Source organism: Streptomyces sp. NPDC006332, assembly GCF_040612855.1.
Taxonomy (GTDB): Bacteria; Actinomycetota; Actinomycetes; order Streptomycetales; family Streptomycetaceae; genus Streptomyces.
This window is the reverse complement of the sequence record NZ_JBEXRA010000015.1, coordinates 45,648-61,901: the sequence shown is the minus strand read 5'-3', so window position 1 is coordinate 61,901 and position 16,254 is coordinate 45,648. Positions and strand designations below refer to the sequence as shown.

Below are 16,254 nucleotides of genomic sequence, written 5' to 3'. Positions count from 1 at the left end.
GCCCAGGCCTCAGCCGGCCTTCGTGACCTTCACGGAGAGGTCGTTGTCGACGGTGTAGTAGGGGTGCACGAGGGCCCCTGCGACTGCCACCGTCGGGTAGACGAAGACCTCCTTGCGGTCGGCCACATCGTCGAGGAGTCTGGCCATCCGGATGGGCGACGCTTCCGGCGCGGGCAGCACGAAGGCGTCCCAGATGCCGCTCCCGCCGTCCGTCCCGGTGGCCAACTCCTCGTAGTCGACGGTGAAGGAGAAGCTCCGGTCGTCGTCCCCGGCCCGTGGTTCCAGGGTGCGCACGGCACCGTCGCCGCCCCGCCGACGCAGGCGCACCACGGCACCCTCCCCGAGCGAGGCGCCGTGCAGGCGGGCGTCGACGGTCATCGACCGGCCCGTGACCTCGATATCGGCGGCCTCCGCGTGGGCCGTGCGTCGCCAGGCGCGTATCGCCAGATGGCCGTCCTTGGTCACGTACGGGATCCGGACGGCGAGAGGTGACTGCCGGTCACGGAGGTGACCGTCGACGAGGACCCGCAAGTCGCGCGGTCCCGGGAGCAGCCGCAGCCGCCGGGAGTCGGGGTCCTGGAGGAGGTAGACGTCCCACCGGCCTTCCGCGAGGACGGGCCAGGTGTCCAGGACGGCACGTCGGCGGCCGTCGCCGGCCGGCTCCAGGTCGAGGACGTGGAGGATCTTCTCCGGCTGTCCCTTCTTCGGACGCAGCCGCAGCAGTACCTGGCCGGCCTCCGCCGGCCGCGCCGGCACGTCGAACGTGATCCTGCCGTCAGCGTCGACCGCACAGCCGACGCGTGGCCGCGCCTCGGGTTCCGTGCCCACCGCTGTCCCTTCCGTCTCTCCTGCGCCCCTGCTCATCGCTGCCCCCTTCGTACGACGCGCAGCGCGCTGCCCGCGGCGGTGATCGCGGTGTCGCGGGCGGCGAATCCCTTGCTGACCAGGACCCGGCGCACGGGAGTGCGTTCCTGGGCGACCGGTCGTCCGGCCCGTCTCGCGGCGACCGCCTCGGCCAACAGACGCTCGGCCTGCTCGACCACCGGGCCGGGAGCGAACCGTTGTGCGTTCTCCAGTGCCGCACGGCCCATGCGGCGGCGTCGCTCGTCGTCACGGACGAGTTCCAGCAGGGCCGCGCCCATCGCGTCACGGTCCCCGACCGGCACCAGCCGGCCGTCGACGCCGTCCTTGATGATCTCACCGGGTCCGTAGGGGCAGTCGGTGCTCACCACCGGCAGACCGCAGCGCATGGCTTCGACGATCGTCATCCCGAACGGCTCGAAGTTGGAGGCGGCCGCTCCGATCGAGCCCTTGACCCACTCGGCCTCCATGGGCGCCACCGCACCCATCAGGAAGACGTTGTTGTACAGCCCGAGCCTGGTGATGAGCTCCCGCAGCCGGTCGTGCTGCTCACCCTTGCCGTAGATGCGCAGCTGCCAGTCCGGGCGTTCCGCGACGACCATGGCGAAGGCCTCGATGAGTAGGTCGTACCGCTTCACCGGGACCAGCCGGCCGGCCGCGACGACGACCTTCGCGGTGCCGTCCGCGGCCGACAGCCCGGGATCCGGCACGCTGTTCGCGAGGGCCTCCACCCGTACCCCGGGCAGTCTCATCTTGCGGCGGTAGGCGGCGGCGTCCGCCTCGGTCACCGTGGTGAGCGTGTCCAGCCGACGGTAGGCGCTGCGTAACGCGCCCCGCAGCCGGGGCGAATGGTTGTCCAGGGTGAGGTGTTCCTGCCCGACGCGGGCGACGTGGCGCGGGGCCTGGAGCGCGAGATGCACGTTGAGCCCCGGCCGGGTCCCTATCACCACGTCGGCGTCCATCGAGGCGAGACACTCCCCGATCCGCTGGTCGGTCAACTCGCTGTACTGCCCGTGCCGGTACTCGGAGCGGGGGAAAACCTTCGCCGGTCGCAGATGTGACGGGTGCTCCTTCTCCTGCCTGAGGTCCACCAGCGGCCGCAGCGAGACCCTCGGGTCCAGGGTGAAGCTCGGGTGCTCGCGGTGCCGCAGCACGGAGACGATCTCCACGTCGTGGCGCTCGGCGAGTGCCTGGGCCAGGTTGAAGGTGGTGGTGATCGTGCCTCCGATTCCGTAGGCGTTGTGGAGCAGGAAAGAGATCTTCATAGGGGACTGGACCATACGAACTGGCGCACGGTTGCGTGTCGTTACCACTTCGTAGCGCCCACGGACCCGACGACTGCGTCACAGTCGCCGGCCCGTCGTGTCAGGGCAGCGCGATACCGTCCAACTTGCCCGCCTTGGCGTCGTCGACCAGGTGGGAGAACTGGTCGAAGCTCATCTGCACGCGCTGGCCGAAGTCGTCGGTCAGGATGATCCGCTGCTCGGCCGGGGCGTTCGGGTCGACGAAGAGCTGGGGACAGCCGCAGTCGCACTCTCCGCAGAACGTGGCGACGGGTCGCAGTGCGCCGGTGTCGGTCATGGTGCTCCACCTCCGTGGGCATGGGGTCGCGTCGCGCCGGCGTCCGGGGCCGACGGTCGCGAGGTCTGTCCGGGGGATACCCGGCGGCGGCGAGGCGGACGCGCGGTGCCGGTGTGCGCGCGAAGCGCGCCGGGCGGCGAGTGTGCGCCGGTGCTCCTTCGGTCGCTTCCACTGCTTCGCTTTCACCCGGGGAGGCGGGAACCGAACAGGGTCCGCGGCCGACTCCGAGGGAGGAGGCGGGGCGTCTGTGCGGAGGCGGGCAGCTCCACCGGAGGGGCACTATCTTTTCGGAAGTGCCGCTCCTGAAGTAGGGTACGGATGTGGACGTAAGTGAGGCGACATTCGTGGACCGTGTGCGGATGGCCGGCGGCGACACGATGTGTCCGCAGCGCGTGGCCCTGGAACACGTCACCAGCCGCTGGGGCACCCTGGTGCTGATCGCGCTGCTGGACCGCTCCTGCCGCTTCGGTGAACTGCGCCGGGTGATCGGCAGGGTCAGCGAGAAAATGCTGACCCAGACCCTGCAGACCCTGGAACGCGACGGCATGGTCCACCGCGACGCCAAGCCGGTGATCCCGCCCCACGTGGACTACTCCCTCACGGACCTCGGCCGGGAGGCGGCCGAACAGGTCCGCGGCCTCGCGCAGTGGACGGATCGACGGATGGCGGCGATCCAGAGGGCGCGTGAGGAGTACGACGCGGCGAAGGGGTGATCCCCACCTCGGCCGGCACCACCGCATCCACCTTCGTCGGCCGGCGTGGAGGGTGCGGCGCTCCTAGGAAGATCCCAGCCTTCTCCAGCAGTCGAAAGCACGGCAAGTTCACGGGTGAACGAACCGTGCCGGGGTTTTCGCCCCGACCGAGCGAGGAGGATGCGATGACTGGGACAACCTCGGACATCACCGAGCAGGGCGGCCGGAAGGTCGTACTCGTCACGGGTGCCACCAGCGGCATAGGCGAAGGCATCACCAGGCGGCTTGCCGCGGAGGGCCACCATGTCGTCGCCGGTGCGCGTCGAGAGGATCGGCTGGCCGACCTGGCGGAGAGCCTCCGAGCCGACGGCGGCAGCATCGACGTACGCCGTCTCGATGTCACCGACCGGGACGACATGGCCAGGTTCGTCGACGAGACCGTCACCGCGCGGGGGCACATCGATGTGATGGTCGGCAACGCCGGCGTCATGCCGCTGTCGCGGCTCGACGCCCTGCTGGTGGACGAGTGGGACCGGATGGTCGATGTCAACATCAAGGGACTGCTGCACGGCATCGCCGCGGCCATGCCGCACTTCCAGCGCCAACAGAGCGGACACTTCGTCACCATCGCGTCCGTCGGCGCCTACTCCGTGGTTCCCACGGCCGCCGTGTACTGCGCCACGAAGTACGCGGCCTGGGCGATCACCGAAGGGCTGCGGCAGGAGGCGGAGCCGTTCATCCGGGTGACCACCGTCTCGCCCGGCGTCGTCGAGTCCGAACTCGCCGACACCATCACCGACCCCGGAGCCGCGGCGGCGATGAAGGCCTACCGTGCGGCCGCCATCCCGCCCGATGCCATCGCCCGCGCGATCTCCTATGCGATCAGCCAGCCCGCCGACGTCGACGTCAACGAGCTGGTCATCCGGCCCGCGCGGCAGCGCCCGTAGCGGCCCGGCGGCCGGCGATCGGAGGAGAAGCCCGACGTCAGGCCGTCGGGTAGTCGGCGCTGAGAGTGACCTCGCGCCATGCGCTGAAGTGGGTCCTGAGGGTGTCGAGCCGGGACATGGCGACGTCCAGGGCGACCCTGCCCAGGAGCAGTCGCAGCGGGGGATTCTCGGACCGCACCGCTTCGATGATGGCCGCGGCGGCGCGTTCGGGGTCGCCGGGCTGGTGCCCGTAGGTGTCCAGGGTGCTCTTGCGGCGGGCGCCGGCGGTGTCCGCGTAGTCGTCGATCTGCGTGGCCGACTGGCGCATGGAGGGGCCGGACCAGTAGGTGCGGAAGGCTCCCGGCTCCACGATCGTCACGTTGATGCCCAGCGGGGACACCTCGGCCGCGAGTGACTCGGAGAGTCCTTCGACGGCGAACTTGGTGGCGTGGTAGTAACCCGTGGCGCCGAACGCGGCCAGGCCTCCGAGGAGATGTTGACGATGTGCCCGCTGCGGCGGGCGCGCATTCCCGGCAGGACGCCGCGCGTGACATCGACGAGGCCGAAGACGTTGGTGTCGAACAGGGCGCGGACCTCGTCGTCCTCGCCCTCCTCGAGAGCGGCGAGATAGCCGTAGCCCGCGTTGTTGACCAGCACGTCGATGTGGCCGAAGGCCTCCTGAGCGGCCTCGACGGCCTTCTCGATCTGCTGGGTATCGGTGACATCGAGCGCCAGGCCGAGCGCCCGATTCCCGTGGCGGGCGACGATGTCCGCCACGCTCTTCGGATCGCGGGCGGTGACCACGGCCCGCCAGCCCCGGTCGAGCACCGCGTCGGCCAGGGCGCGGCCGAGTCCGGTCGAGCAGCCGGTGATGAACCAGACGGGTATCGCGTCGACAGACATAGGGGATATGTCCCTTCATGGGGTGTGCGGCATGGGATAGGGCATGGGATAGGGCATGGGGTGAGACGCCACGGATGTGGGCGCGGCGATCCTGGGATCGGAGTCCAGGGAAGGGAACGGCCGCGGTGAATTCAGTCGCCCGTGGCGATGTCCTGCTGCACGGAATCCGAGGCCCGCGCCGTTTCAGTCGCGGTGATGCTGCCGAGCAGGGACAGTGCGTGGGCGGAGGGGCTGCCGGACTCGGCCTGGTAGACGACGAGTTGTTGACCCGGCGCGCTGTTGATGGTCAAGGACTCGTAGTCCAGGGTGAGTTCCCCGACGACCGGGTGCCGGAAGCGTTTGGTCTCGTGTCTCTTCTGGCGGATGTCATGACGCGACCACAACGTGCGGAACGCCTCGCTCTTGAGCGACAACTCGCCCACCAGCTCGACCATCCGCGGGTCGTCGTGGTCGGTACCCGCTGCCTCGCGCAGACCGCCGACGGTGTTGGCGGCGACCTGGTCCCAGTCAGGGTAGAAATCCCGGGCGTCGGGGTCGAGGAAGACGAGCCGCATCAGGTCCCCGCTGTAGGTGTGGCCGGCGAACAGGGCGCCGCCCAGGGGGTTGTGCGCCAGCACGTCCATGCAGCGCCCCAGAATCACGGCAGGTGTGCCGTCCCAGCTGTTCATCATCCGCACCAGGGCGGGGCTCACCCGCTGACGCGAGGTGTGCCTGCGGGAACGCCCCGGCACGGGCCGGGCCAGCCGGTGCAGATGGGTCGTCGCCTCGTCGTCCAGCAACAGCGCGCCGGCCAGCGCGTCGACCACCTGCACCGAGGGGTTGCGCTCACGGCCCTGTTCCAGGCGTACGTAGTAGTCGGTGCTCAGTCCGGACAGCATGGCGACTTCCTCCCGGCGCAGGCCCGCCACACGGCGGTGGCCGATCACGGGGACGCCCTGATCCTCGGGCTGCACAAGTCCGCGCCGAGCTCGCAGGAACTGTCCCAGAAGGTTGTCGCTGTCCATGCGTTCGACAGTAGCCCCGCACCACACCCGACGCGGCGGCGCAAGGTGGCCGCGATACTCCTACGCTCGTCGGACTCAGGCCTGTGGGCGTCCGAGTTCGGGAGCGCTGGGCGTCATGTCCTGGGCGCCGATCACAGAGAGAAGCTGCAGCTGGGCGGCGCCTTCGGTGCCGGGTGGGGCGCTGAACCACAGCAGACGCTGACGTCCGTCCTCGCTGAACAGGCTGTGGCAGTCCAGCTCGATGACGCCCAACGTGGCGTGCACGATGCGTTTGTGGTCGGTTCGTCTCAGGGCGACGTCGTGGGTGTCCCACAGGTCGGCGAATTCCTGGCTGCGTCGTCGTAGCGCGGCCACCATCCGCTGCACCTCGGTGTCACCGCCGCGTCGTGCGGCGACCGCCTGGAGGTCGGCGACCAAGACCCGCGAGTGGTGGGGGTGGTCCTCCACCGGGTAGATGCCGCGGGCGCCCGGGTCGGTGAACCAGCGGTGGACGAGGCTGGCTTCGGGACCGCTCGCCGTCGGGGGCCGGCCGATCAGCGCGGCGGCCAGGTGGTTCTGGACCAGGATTTCGTGCAGGTCGGTGATGACCTGGGCGGGGGTGGTGGTGAGCTGGTCCAGCAGGCCGAGAAGGGCCGGCTGCACGTGCGCGGTCGGGCCGTGCGTGGCCGGGGGGACGAGACGGCCGGCGAGATGGAACAGGTGGTCCCGCTCATCGCCGTTCAGACGCAGCGCCCGGGACAGGGCGGCCAGCACCTGAGCGGAGGGCTGGGCGCCGCGTCCCCGTTCCAACTCGGTGTAGTAGTCGGCGGACAGGCCCGCCAGTTGGGAGACCTCCTCACGTCGCAGTCCCGGCACCCGGCGTCGCGGGCCGGAGGGCAGGCCGACGTCGGACGGGCGGATGCGGGCGCGTCGCGACTTCAGGAAGGCGGCGAGTTCGGAGTGGTTCACGCTCCCCATCGTCGCTCGTGCCGGTGGCCTGAGCCAGGGGGTGGCAACCCCTGGGTAGAGGCAGCCCTGGTTGGCGCGGCAGAGCAGGACCACGCTGGAGCCGTACGCCAGGGAGCGGCCGGTGAGGACGCCGACCGCCCCCTGCCGCCACGAACGACCCGTCGTGGCAGTCCCTGTCCGGCATCTCTCGCGGGAGCCCCCATGTCAGCCCAGGAAACCTCGCCCAGTCACACGGCGCCCCGTCACACGGCGCCCAGTCACACCGCGCCGAGTCACACGGCGCTCACGCACCCCGAAGGCCATCCTTCCGACCATCGCGCTGACCACGCCCGCGTCGCCATCGTCACCGGCGGCTCCCGCGGCATCGGTCGCGAGACGGTGAGTCGGCTGGCCGCCGACGGATTCGCCGTGGTGGTCGGTTACGCGGGCAACCGTGATCTGGCCGAGGCCGCCGTCAAGGAGGTCACCGCCGGCGGTGGCCGGGCGGTCGCCGTCCAGGCCGACGTCGCCGACGAGCAGCAGGTCGCCGCGCTGTTCGACACCGCCGAGTCCGAGTTCGGCGGCGTCGACGTGGTCGTCCACGCGGCCGGCCGACTGTACCTGTCCCCGGTCGCCGACCTGGACCTCGCCGAGTTGGACGCAGTGCACCGCACCAACATCCGCGGCAGCTTCGTCGTCGCCCGGCAGACCGCTCGGAAGATCCGCAGCGGCGGGGCGATGGTCACCTTCTCCACGTCCGTGGTCGGCCTCGCCTTTCCGGGCTACGGCGCCTACAGCGCCAGCAAGGGAGCCGTCGAGGCGCTCACGATGATCCTCGCCCGCGAACTGCGCGGCCGGGACGTCACCGTCAACGCCGTCGCCCCCGGTCCCACCGCCACCGACCTGTTCCTCGACGGCAAGGACGAGGAGACCGTCGCCCGCCTGGCGGCCCAGCCCCCGCTGGAACGGCTCGGCACCCCCGCCGACATCGCCGAGGTCGTCGCCTTCCTCGCCTCGCCGGCCGGCCACTGGGTCAACGGCCAGGTCATCCGCGCCAACGGCGGCATCGTCTGACCGAGGCGTGGACGCCGCCGACACCGCACACAACTCCCGCCATTCCAGGAAAGAGAACCACCATGCCGTTCGCCAACTTCAAGGTCATCGCCGGCACCCTCGACGAGAAGCAGAAGGAGAAGATCGTCACCCGCACCACCGAGCTCTACGTGGAGATCTACGGGGAACGAGCCCGCGCCAACACCATGGTCCTGGTCGAGGAGGTGGCCGACGGCGGCTGGGGCATCGGCGGCAACGTCCTGACCCTCGCGATGCTCGAGCAGACACCCGAGGCCTGAGGACCGCGGCAGGCAGGAAGGGGCCTCCGGCACGCCACGGCCGCCGGAGGCCGCCGGACGGGCCGACGGCCGTCACGCGTCCAGTCCCCGGCACCCACGGTGAGCGCCACCTGCCCGAGGCTGTTGTTGTCTCCGTCGGCGCCGGCACTTCGAGGGAGAGCGCTGGTGGACCGCTTCAGCGTGATGAGGAGGCATGGCGCTTCCTCACCCAGGGGACTGCGGCACCGATCGCGCACAGGCAGAGCAGGGCGATGGCGGGGCCACCCAGGAAAAGAACGCGCTGAAGAAAGGTCGCGGCGGCGTATCCGGCGCCGACTTCGGCCGTGGCCCACAGGCAGGCGGCGGTGGCGCTGTAGGGAGCGATGCGGTGGTACGGCAGCCGGGTGGCCCCCGCGAAGTGAGGGGCGAGGGTGCGGACCACGGGCAGGAAGCGAGCCAGGAGGACGGCGCGACCACCATGGCGAGTCATCAGCGCCTCGGCCTGGCGCCAGGCCACGCCGGGGACACGACGCCCTGCGCGCCCCGAACGCAATCGATGCCCCAGGAGCCTTCCGGTGCGGTGGGCGAGGAGGTCACCCGTGACCACGGCGACGGCCGCGGCCCCGACGACGGCAGGGAGGCTGACGTGGCCCGTGCGGGCCAGCGCGCCCGCGGTCAGCAGCAGCGTGAGCGTGGGGACGAAGGCACCGATGAGAAGGATCGACTCGGCCAGCACGGCCAGGGCCACCACCGCGTAGACAGCGGCAGGGGACAGGCGGCCCAGGATGTCGGAGAGCGCGTTCACCGACCCGCCACGACCCGGGGGCTCTCCCGGCCGTGGGGAGGGGCGAGGGGGCGCCGCAGGTGCCAGACGTGCGCCGGGGGCAGGTTGGTCCACACGGTCCAGCGGCCGGTGGCGTAGCGGCGCTGATATGCGGCCATGACCTCGTTCACCTCGGCGTGCCGGCGTGCCTCCGCTCGTGACGCGGTCAGCGCACGGGCGGCGCGGGTGCCGAGGTACGCGAAGTAGGTCAGGGTGCCCCCGGGGTGCAGCATCTCCATGTACCGGGCCATGATGCGCTCGACCCGCACCGGGGTGAAGTTGGTCAGGGGAAGCCCGGAGACGATCACGTCGTAGCGCTGCTCGCTGCTGAGGTGTTCGACGTACGTCTGGTGCACGGCAGCCCGCCCGGGCAGGCCCTCCAGGTGGGGGTGCGTGGCGACGAGGTGGCGCAGTCGCCCGGCGAAGCGCGGGTTCGCCTCGACGACGTCCAGACGGCTGCCCCGGGACAGCTGGGGTATCAGGACACGGGTGACCGCGCCGGTTCCGGCGCCCGCTTCCAGGACGGCCGACGGGCGGGCCGTGGCCCGGAGGGGGTCGGTCAGAGCGCGGGCAAGTGCCTTGCCGCTGGGGGCGATCGCTCCGGTGGTCCGCAGATCGCGGGCCGCTTCGGTCAGGAACATCCAGCCTTCGGTACGGCGCCGCGCCAGGACAGGGTCGGGGGAGGTGGTCCAGTCGTTCATGGTTCGACGCTAGAAATCCGCGCCCACCATCGAATCCGTCGTTGTACGACGGCTTCCCCCTACGAAAGTAGGGGGTCGGCGTAGCGGATCGTCGGGTCAGGAGACAGCCCGGCCTGCCTAGGATGGCCAGGGTGAGTTGGAGCGAAGGCCCGAGGTGGGCTGCCTGGGGGCGTGTGACGCTCGTCGCGGTACTCGTGCTGGTCGCCGTGTTGAACGGTGCGGCGATCCGCGGCGGTCACCATCTGGCCCCGGTCACCGGCGCGGCCCTGGTGTGCGGAGTCGGCCTGCTGGTGCCCGGGCTGCGCGAGACGGTCGCGCCGCTGCTGGTGACCGTGGCCACCGCGTGGCTGGGGTGGCCCCTGCTGCCGCTGCTGGCGGTCGCCCTGTTCGATCTGGCCGTGGACGGCCGGGCGCGGGTGGCGGCTGGATGTGCCGTCGCCGCGCTGGGCGCCAACCTGTTCAGCTACCCGGCAACCGCGTTGTGGGGAGCGCAGCGGTACGCCTCCACCGTGCTCGTGCCGTTGCTGGCCGTGGTCGTCGGCCTGTGGCGGGGCAATCGGCGGCGTCTTGTTCGGGCGCTGGCCGCCCAGGTGGAGCACCTGCGGGTCGAGTCGGACCTGCGGGTGGAAGCCGCTCGTGCCACGCAGCGGTCCCGTATCGCCGCGGAGATGCACGACGTGCTCGCCCACCGCCTGAGCCTGATCGCTCTGCACAGCGGTGTCCTGGCCACTAAGAGCGACACACTGCCGGCGCCGGTCGCCGAACGCCTGGGCCTGCTGCGAACGACATCCACCGAGGCTCTGGCCGACCTGCGTGACGTTCTCGGTGTTCTGCGCGCCCCTGACTCCACACCGACGGATGGCAGCCTCGCACCCGTCCTGAGAGAGGTGGGGGAACTGGTCGACGAGGCCCGTGCAGCCGGGCAACGCATAGAGCTGACGGTCGACGGCCCTCCCGAGCGGGCGCCCACCACCCATCGTCTGGGCGTGTACCGCATCGTCCAGGAAGCGTTGACCAACGCCCGCAAGCACGCCGATGGCGGGGCGGTGACCGTTCGCGTCGACTACCGGCCGCCCGCGACACTGGTCGAGGTCACCAACTCCCCTGGCGCCGCGCGCACGGACACGGTCGGTGCCGGCTACGGGCTCGTAGGTCTACGCGAACGCGTCACCGCCCTCGGCGGCCATCTGGATGCCGGACCCGTCGGAGCGGGGACCTGGAGACTGACCGCTCGCATCCCCCACCCGGTCGGCACCGAACAGAACGGCACCAGCACATGATCCGCGCCATGATCGTCGACGATGACGCCCTGGTCCGTCTCGGCCTGACCGATCTCCTCGACGGCGACCAGGGCATCGAGGTCGTCGCTCAGGCCGCCGACGGTCTCCAGGCCATCGAGCAAGCCACCGCACACCGCATCGACGTCGCGCTCGTCGATGTGCGCATGCCCCGCATGGACGGCATCACCGCCACCACCCGGCTGCGGTCCCTCTCCCACCCCCCGAAGGTGATCACCCTGACCACCTTCGACCTCGACGAATACGTCTACGACGCCCTCGCCGCCGGAGCCGACGGGTTCTTGCTCAAGGACACCGACCCGGCCGAAATCGTGCGCGCCGTCCACCTGGTGGCCGCCGGCTCGGCCATGCTCCACCCCACCGCGGCGCGCCGCCTCATCGACCGCTACCACGCCACCAACCAGCCGCAGGCCACGGCAGCCCGGGCCCGACTGGACCGGCTCACCCCCCGCGAACGGGATGTGCTGACCCTGCTGGCCCGAGGCGACACCAACGCGGACATCGCCACCCAACTCACCATGCGGGAAAGCACGGTCAAGGCCCACGTCAGCCGCATCCTGGCCACGATGGAAGTCACCAACCGGGTCCAGGCGGCCCTGTTGGCCCGCGACGCGGGACTGACCACCTGAGCGCATCCAACGCCCGCGCGGCTCGGAATGTCGGCGGCACCAGCGATTGCGGCCGTGCCCCACGCGACGGCGGGATCGTCCTGCTGCCCCACCCGCGCGAACTCCGCGCCGCCTACCTCGTACTCAGCTCCGCACGGATCCCTGACAGGTCCGTCATGCGGACCCGGACCACCCCGCGTGCCCGACTCCCGCCGAGGGATGCCAGCCAAGTCGGCGGGACACGGCCAGACCGGAGGCGATGACCGCCGGCCGTACCGTCCGCAGATCGACCGAACCGGCGCTCACCACGACCGACAGGGCCGCGACGACCCTGCCCTCGTCGTCGAGGACCCGGGTGGCCACCGAGTCGGCGCCGGGTGTCGCCTCCTGGAGGACGACGGCCACGCCGGTCTCGCGGCACTCGTCCAGCTGTTCCAGCAACCGCGCCGGATCGGTGACCGTGCGTTCGGTGTACGCGGGCAGACCCCGCGCGACGACCTGCTCGATCAGCTCGGGGCCGGCGTGCGCGAGCAGCACCTTGCCCACGCCGGAGCAGTGCAGAGGCAGCCTCCCGCCGATCTTCGACATGACGTCCACCGCGTTGCCCGCCGACAGCCGCTCCACCAGCACGGCCTCGTTGCCTTCCAGCACCGCGAGCTGGACGTGCTGGCGCAGCGCGGTGTGCAGGTCGCCCATGAACGGGAGGGCGAGGGTGCGCAGCGGGACGCTCAGCGGCGCCAGTGTGCCCAACTGCCACAGCCGGATACCCACGCTGAAGGAGCCGTCCGGTGCCCGCTCCAGCGCCCCGGACTCGACGAGTTCCAGGGCCAGTCGGCGCACCGTGGCATGAGGCAGGCCGGTCTTCCTGGTCAGCTCGGCCAGGGACAGGCGGGACCGGCCGGGCCGGAACGCGAAGAGAACGTCGAGCAGCCGCGAACTCACGCTGCGACCGGGCTGACTGGTGCGCGGCATCGGCCCTCTCCCGTACGTGGCCACGGAACGGCCTGTCCATTGAATGAACGTAGCACTTTCGGTGCTCTCGGAGCCTCGGCGAGGATCCGGATCAGCAGGACGCTCTCCCTTGAAGCAGAGGAGTGGACACATGCCCACCCAGTCCAAGCCCACCCATGTGTCCGGTCCGCGGATCGCCGTCATCGGGGGCGGCATCGGCGGTCTGGCCGCCGCGGCCTTCCTGCACCGCGCGGGGCTGACCGCCACCGTCCACGAGCAGGCGCCCGCGCTCGGCGAGGTCGGCGCCGGACTCGTGGTGGCTCCGAACGCCGTGCGGCTGCTGCGCCGTCTCGGCGTCGTGGAGCAACTCCTGCGCTGGGCGGTGCCGTTGGACTGGGGCTGGGAGTTCCGCCGCTGGGCGGATGGCAGCGTGCTGTCGGTGGAGAAGCTGAGCGACGTGTGCGAGCGGCTCTACGGCGAGCGCACCTACGCCGTCCACCGGGCCGCCCTGCTGGACACCGTCAAGTCGGCCGTGCCCGGCGACTGGATCCGCCTGGGCGCCCGCTGCACCTCGATGGACGAGACCCCGCACGGCCTGCGGCTGCGCTTCGCCGACGGCAGCAGCGTGGAGGCGGACATCGTCATCGGCGCCGACGGCGTGCATTCCGTGGTGCGGGGCGCGGTCGCCGAACCCGCACCGCCGGAGTACTCCGGCATCTGCGCCTTCCGCACCGTCGTGCCCGCCGACGTCGCACCCGAGTTCGCCCTGCGACCCGCGCAGACCCTCTGGCTGGGACCCGGACGGCACTTCGTGCACTACCCGATCAACGGCGGACAGGCCGTCAACGTCGTCGCGTTCGCCCCCGCCGGGGACTACACCGACGAGTCATGGAGCGCGACGGCCACCATCGAGGAGTTCCACGCCGAGTTCGCCGGCTGGGACCCGAGGGTGACGGACCTCATCGACGCCGGTGGTCTGCCCGGCCGCTGGGCGCTGCTGGAGCGGGCGCCGCTGCGGCACTGGAGCCATGGCCGGGCCACCCTGCTCGGGGACGCCGCCCATCCCATGTTCCCCTTCTTCGCCCAGGGCGCGGCCCAGTCCATCGAGGACGCCGCGGTGCTGGCGCGCTGCCTGGCCGAGTCCATTGACGACCCCGAGCAGGCGCTGAAGCGGTACGAGGCGGCGCGCATCGAACGCACCACGCGCCTCCAGCAGATCAGCCATGCCCGCCGCGACATCAACCACCTGCCCGACGGCCCCGAACAACAGGCCCGCGACACGTCACTCGCCGGGTCCGACCCTCTGGTGGGCAACGGCTGGATCTACGGCTACGACGCCGAACAGGTGCCGCTACGGTCTGGCCGTTGACCCGGGTCCGCACCCGCAGCCCGTCCCGGCCGTTTCGGTGACCGCCGTGGCGCCCGTCAGGAGTTCGGCGTGGACTCGGTCCAGTCGGACGTTGCGGAGATGGGTCATCGGGGTCACGCCGACGTACTCGCTGAAGCCGTCCTGGAGGCGTCGGGCGCTGACGCCCGCCGCCTGGGCCAGGTCCCCGACGGTGAAGGGGGTCTCGGGCCGGGTGTCGATCAGTTCGACGGCCTTGCGTGCCGTCCGCGGGTGGGCGGGAGGCTGCGGACGGTGCAGCGCTTCCGTGTAGTTGTGTGTCTGGGCCGGCAGCAGACTGCTCACGAGGAGACGCTCGACGTGCTGCTGGACCACGCGTCGGCCGATGAGCCCACCGGTGCCCTCAGCCTGCTGGGAATGGAACAGGCCTTCCCCGGCTACCTCTGAACCACCGCGTCATCACGTCGCACGCACAACGCCGGGCATCCGGTCATCATGCCCCGTTGGAGCGAGGCCGCAGACGCAGCAGCGCCAGAGCGATCAGACCGCAGACGGCACCCTGCGCGGCGTTGAAGATGATCATGCCGATCATGCCGGGCACCGGAGGTAACTCCGCGCTGTCCAGGAACGGTTGCAGCGAGATGTTCAGCAGGAGTGCCAGCACGGCGTAGGCCACGCCGGTGAACGTCAGCGTCTCCACCGGGCGGGGGAACCGGCGTACCACGGCGGTGGCGATCCACCCGACGATGATCAGCGCGGTGAAGATCAACGGGCCTGTCGGCTTCTTCAGCGGTCCGTCGTCATAGGCCTCGACGATGCTCAGCACGGGGCGGAGGAGAGCGAAGGCGCCCAGTGCGACGATCGTGATCCACGGTAGTTCGCGCAGGTCATTCGGAGTCGGCTCCTTGATGGCCATACGCTTGCTCCCCATTTCTGGCGCGCGGTGCGAGCGCCGAATCGGCCGACGTCGGGACCAGAATCACCGCCTTTTGAATATAGATAGCCTACATGTAGAAAGGCAACATGTTCGGATGCGGCAAACCGCACCTGATGTAGATTGCCTACATGATGTCTGAAGCGCTGCGAGGCCATCTGGGCGCGTTGATCCTCGCGGTGCTCGAACGGGAGCCCCTGCACGGGTACGCGGTCATGGAGGCTCTTCAGGTGAGCAGCGGCGGGGCGCTGGACCTGCCGACGGGCTCGCTGTATCCCGCGTTGCGTCGACTGGAGCGGGCCGGGCTCGTGGAGAGTGAGTGGAGCACGGTGAGCGGCCGCAGGCGGCGCACGTACCAGCTCACCGCCGCGGGAAGTCGCGCGCTGGCCACCGAGCGTACGAAGTGGCGGGATTTCGCCACGATGGTCGAGGGCGTCCTGCGCCCGGGCCCCGCGACGGCCTGACGGCCGGGACCCCGCCCCGCTTGCGACGGCCGGGACGAGTGGCGGCGGGCGGGGCGTGAACTGGCCCGCCTCGCCCGGCGGTTACGCCGAGCTCAGGCAGCGGCGCCCCGCCAGGGCGACACCGATCAGGGGCACGCCGAGCAGGAGCGCGGTACTCGGCAGCCCGGTGAGCCCCAGGAGCGAGCCCGTGGCCGGGCTGTAGAGGGTCAGCAGTAGCCCGAGAACGGCGAACACGACGCTGACGGCGTAGGCGAACACGCCGACGACCCGCACGAGGCGAGGGCGCGGTCCCAGGCGGCGTCCCCCGGCGCCGGTGGCGATCACCACCGCCAGCGCCATGGCGATGGCGCCGGCGCCGGCCAACCGCACCAAGGAGTTGATGAGTTCGTAGCCGGTGTTTCCGGAGTCGTCCGCGCCCTGTCCGGCGAAGCGCAGCAGTCCCCACCACGCCACCGGCTGGATGGTCAGGACGGCACAGATCAATAGGGCCGTACGGCGGCCCTGCGCGAGGCCCAACTCCACCTGGTACTCGGGGGCGATGACCCGTACGGGGCCGAAGTCGTCCACGGCGCACCGCTCGGCCCGCACGCGGTCGAGACCGTTCTCCTCGTACGCATCGCTCGCGTCCAGGAGGCTGTCGCGAGCCTCCGCGAGCATGTCCGCCTTGACCGACCGTGGGCCGCGCAAGGCCTGCTCCAGCTCTGCGACGTATCGGTCAATCACCCGGGTCTCCCTGGAGTTCCTCCGCCGCGTGCGGTCCCCGCGATTATAGGCAGCGGGGGACGGCGGCCGATCGGAGATGTCCCTGACTTGTCCCTGAGCCGGTTCATGTCTTGTGCTGGTTCAACGATTCATCTTGTTATCGCGAATGGGTGGCTTCTATCATCAGGACGCCGGTCGAGAAC

Annotated in this window: 20 protein-coding genes and 1 pseudogene; 8 read left to right on the top strand and 13 right to left on the bottom strand. The window is 70.8% G+C overall.

The genetic code is table 11. From position 1 onward, the window contains the following. Positions 1-9: 9 nt before the first annotated feature. From ABZ027_RS16105 to ABZ027_RS16095, 3 genes are all read right to left on the bottom strand, one after another. On the bottom strand, positions 10-864 hold the full coding sequence (locus tag ABZ027_RS16105) for a hypothetical protein (RefSeq protein ID WP_356768575.1): 855 nt from the start codon (positions 862-864) through the stop codon (positions 10-12). Then, a complete protein-coding gene (locus tag ABZ027_RS16100) occupies positions 861-2,126 on the bottom strand; it encodes a glycosyltransferase family 4 protein (RefSeq protein WP_356768573.1) in 1,266 nt (421 codons plus the stop codon). Before ABZ027_RS16100 ends, ABZ027_RS16105 begins: the two co-directional genes overlap by 4 nt. Before the next feature lie 100 nt (positions 2,127-2,226). Then, entirely contained in the window at positions 2,227-2,442 is a 216-nt protein-coding gene (locus tag ABZ027_RS16095) for a hypothetical protein (RefSeq protein WP_356768571.1), read from the bottom strand. 359 nt (positions 2,443-2,801) lie between these two features. Between ABZ027_RS16095 and ABZ027_RS16090 the strand changes: the two genes are divergently transcribed. Together ABZ027_RS16090 and ABZ027_RS16085 are read left to right on the top strand one after the other, a co-directional pair. After that, positions 2,802-3,155, top strand: coding sequence for a helix-turn-helix domain-containing protein (locus ABZ027_RS16090; RefSeq protein ID WP_356768764.1), 354 nt, complete (start codon positions 2,802-2,804; stop codon positions 3,153-3,155). Positions 3,156-3,319: 164 nt separating this feature from the next. Further along, the gene (locus tag ABZ027_RS16085) at positions 3,320-4,081 is read left to right on the top strand and encodes an SDR family oxidoreductase (protein ID WP_356768569.1); all 762 of its coding nucleotides are present in this window, start codon (positions 3,320-3,322) and stop codon (positions 4,079-4,081) included. 37 nt (positions 4,082-4,118) lie between these two features. On the opposite strand, the gene ABZ027_RS16080 is transcribed toward ABZ027_RS16085, so the two are convergent. From ABZ027_RS16080 to ABZ027_RS16065, 4 genes and pseudogenes are all read right to left on the bottom strand, one after another. Continuing rightward, on the bottom strand, positions 4,119-4,430 hold the full coding sequence (locus ABZ027_RS16080; RefSeq protein ID WP_356768782.1) for a hypothetical protein: 312 nt from the start codon (positions 4,428-4,430) through the stop codon (positions 4,119-4,121). Between the two features lie 30 nt (positions 4,431-4,460). After that, positions 4,461-4,963 (bottom strand): annotated as a pseudogene (locus ABZ027_RS16075) (SDR family NAD(P)-dependent oxidoreductase); the annotation flags it as partial. 131 nt (positions 4,964-5,094) lie between these two features. Beyond that, positions 5,095-5,967, bottom strand: coding sequence for a helix-turn-helix transcriptional regulator (locus ABZ027_RS16070; RefSeq protein ID WP_356768567.1), 873 nt, complete (start codon positions 5,965-5,967; stop codon positions 5,095-5,097). 75 nt (positions 5,968-6,042) lie between these two features. Further along, entirely contained in the window at positions 6,043-6,915 is an 873-nt protein-coding gene (locus ABZ027_RS16065) for a helix-turn-helix transcriptional regulator (RefSeq protein ID WP_356768565.1), read from the bottom strand. A gap of 201 nt (positions 6,916-7,116) precedes the next feature. On the opposite strand from ABZ027_RS16065, the gene ABZ027_RS16060 reads away from it, so the two are divergent. Together ABZ027_RS16060 and ABZ027_RS16055 are read left to right on the top strand one after the other, a co-directional pair. Beyond that, positions 7,117-7,968: an SDR family oxidoreductase gene (locus ABZ027_RS16060; protein WP_356768563.1), complete on the top strand. Its 852-nt coding sequence runs from the start codon at positions 7,117-7,119 to the stop codon at positions 7,966-7,968. Positions 7,969-8,030: 62 nt separating this feature from the next. Further along, entirely contained in the window at positions 8,031-8,246 is a 216-nt protein-coding gene (locus tag ABZ027_RS16055; protein ID WP_356768561.1) for a 4-oxalocrotonate tautomerase family protein, read from the top strand. Positions 8,247-8,421: 175 nt separating this feature from the next. Here the strand turns inward: ABZ027_RS16055 and ABZ027_RS16050 are convergent, their stop codons facing one another. Both ABZ027_RS16050 and ABZ027_RS16045 read right to left on the bottom strand, forming a co-directional pair. Continuing rightward, complete coding sequence (locus ABZ027_RS16050) at positions 8,422-9,030, bottom strand: VTT domain-containing protein (RefSeq protein WP_356768559.1); 609 nt, start codon at positions 9,028-9,030, stop codon at positions 8,422-8,424. Further along, positions 9,027-9,749: a methyltransferase domain-containing protein gene (locus ABZ027_RS16045; protein ID WP_356768556.1), complete on the bottom strand. Its 723-nt coding sequence runs from the start codon at positions 9,747-9,749 to the stop codon at positions 9,027-9,029. The genes ABZ027_RS16050 and ABZ027_RS16045 overlap by 4 nt, the downstream gene beginning before the upstream one ends. 131 nt (positions 9,750-9,880) lie before the next feature. Between ABZ027_RS16045 and ABZ027_RS16040 the strand changes: the two genes are divergently transcribed. Further along, on the top strand, positions 9,881-11,029 hold the full coding sequence (locus ABZ027_RS16040) for a histidine kinase (protein WP_356768554.1): 1,149 nt from the start codon (positions 9,881-9,883) through the stop codon (positions 11,027-11,029). After that, a complete protein-coding gene (locus tag ABZ027_RS16035) occupies positions 11,026-11,676 on the top strand; it encodes a response regulator transcription factor (protein ID WP_356768552.1) in 651 nt (216 codons plus the stop codon). The genes ABZ027_RS16040 and ABZ027_RS16035 overlap by 4 nt, the downstream gene beginning before the upstream one ends. 153 nt (positions 11,677-11,829) lie before the next feature. Here the strand turns inward: ABZ027_RS16035 and ABZ027_RS16030 are convergent, their stop codons facing one another. Further along, positions 11,830-12,627, bottom strand: a complete 798-nt coding sequence (locus ABZ027_RS16030) for an IclR family transcriptional regulator (RefSeq protein ID WP_356768550.1) — start codon at positions 12,625-12,627, stop codon at positions 11,830-11,832. A 130-nt stretch (positions 12,628-12,757) separates the two neighbouring features. On the opposite strand from ABZ027_RS16030, the gene ABZ027_RS16025 reads away from it, so the two are divergent. Next, positions 12,758-13,975 (top strand): FAD-dependent monooxygenase, encoded by a 1,218-nt coding sequence (locus tag ABZ027_RS16025; RefSeq protein WP_356768548.1) that lies wholly within the window; start codon positions 12,758-12,760, stop codon positions 13,973-13,975. On the opposite strand, the gene ABZ027_RS16020 is transcribed toward ABZ027_RS16025, so the two are convergent. Continuing rightward, positions 13,958-14,296 carry a helix-turn-helix domain-containing protein gene (locus tag ABZ027_RS16020; protein WP_356768546.1) on the bottom strand — a complete coding sequence of 113 codons (339 nt, stop codon included), beginning with the start codon at positions 14,294-14,296 and terminating at the stop codon, positions 13,958-13,960. The genes ABZ027_RS16025 and ABZ027_RS16020 overlap by 18 nt on opposite strands. 148 nt (positions 14,297-14,444) lie before the next feature. Continuing rightward, positions 14,445-14,867 carry a hypothetical protein gene (locus ABZ027_RS16015; protein WP_356768544.1) on the bottom strand — a complete coding sequence of 141 codons (423 nt, stop codon included), beginning with the start codon at positions 14,865-14,867 and terminating at the stop codon, positions 14,445-14,447. A gap of 149 nt (positions 14,868-15,016) precedes the next feature. Here ABZ027_RS16015 and ABZ027_RS16010 point away from each other — a divergent pair, with 149 nt between their 5' ends. Next, positions 15,017-15,349 (top strand): helix-turn-helix transcriptional regulator, encoded by a 333-nt coding sequence (locus ABZ027_RS16010; RefSeq protein WP_356768542.1) that lies wholly within the window; start codon positions 15,017-15,019, stop codon positions 15,347-15,349. A gap of 81 nt (positions 15,350-15,430) precedes the next feature. Here the strand turns inward: ABZ027_RS16010 and ABZ027_RS16005 are convergent, their stop codons facing one another. Next, on the bottom strand, positions 15,431-16,072 hold the full coding sequence (locus ABZ027_RS16005) for a permease prefix domain 1-containing protein (protein ID WP_356768540.1): 642 nt from the start codon (positions 16,070-16,072) through the stop codon (positions 15,431-15,433). Positions 16,073-16,254 lie beyond the last annotated feature (182 nt).

What these genes read in the sequence shown, in the direction of transcription:
- ABZ027_RS16100 (WP_356768573.1), bottom strand. Translation starts at nt 2,126, where the DNA reads ATGAAGATCTCTTTCCTGCTCCACAACGCCTACGGAATCGGAGGCACG.
- ABZ027_RS16035 (WP_356768552.1), top strand. Translation starts at nt 11,026, where the DNA reads ATGATCCGCGCCATGATCGTCGACGATGACGCCCTGGTCCGTCTCGGC.
- ABZ027_RS16060 (WP_356768563.1), top strand. Translation starts at nt 7,117, where the DNA reads ATGTCAGCCCAGGAAACCTCGCCCAGTCACACGGCGCCCCGTCACACG.
- ABZ027_RS16015 (WP_356768544.1), bottom strand. Translation starts at nt 14,867, where the DNA reads ATGGCCATCAAGGAGCCGACTCCGAATGACCTGCGCGAACTACCGTGG.
- ABZ027_RS16105 (WP_356768575.1), bottom strand. Translation starts at nt 864, where the DNA reads ATGAGCAGGGGCGCAGGAGAGACGGAAGGGACAGCGGTGGGCACGGAA.
- ABZ027_RS16045 (WP_356768556.1), bottom strand. Translation starts at nt 9,749, where the DNA reads ATGAACGACTGGACCACCTCCCCCGACCCTGTCCTGGCGCGGCGCCGT.
- ABZ027_RS16030 (WP_356768550.1), bottom strand. Translation starts at nt 12,627, where the DNA reads ATGCCGCGCACCAGTCAGCCCGGTCGCAGCGTGAGTTCGCGGCTGCTC.
- ABZ027_RS16010 (WP_356768542.1), top strand. Translation starts at nt 15,017, where the DNA reads ATGATGTCTGAAGCGCTGCGAGGCCATCTGGGCGCGTTGATCCTCGCG.
- ABZ027_RS16070 (WP_356768567.1), bottom strand. Translation starts at nt 5,967, where the DNA reads ATGGACAGCGACAACCTTCTGGGACAGTTCCTGCGAGCTCGGCGCGGA.
- ABZ027_RS16085 (WP_356768569.1), top strand. Translation starts at nt 3,320, where the DNA reads ATGACTGGGACAACCTCGGACATCACCGAGCAGGGCGGCCGGAAGGTC.
- ABZ027_RS16055 (WP_356768561.1), top strand. Translation starts at nt 8,031, where the DNA reads ATGCCGTTCGCCAACTTCAAGGTCATCGCCGGCACCCTCGACGAGAAG.
- ABZ027_RS16095 (WP_356768571.1), bottom strand. Translation starts at nt 2,442, where the DNA reads ATGACCGACACCGGCGCACTGCGACCCGTCGCCACGTTCTGCGGAGAG.
- ABZ027_RS16025 (WP_356768548.1), top strand. Translation starts at nt 12,758, where the DNA reads ATGCCCACCCAGTCCAAGCCCACCCATGTGTCCGGTCCGCGGATCGCC.
- ABZ027_RS16090 (WP_356768764.1), top strand. Translation starts at nt 2,802, where the DNA reads ATGGCCGGCGGCGACACGATGTGTCCGCAGCGCGTGGCCCTGGAACAC.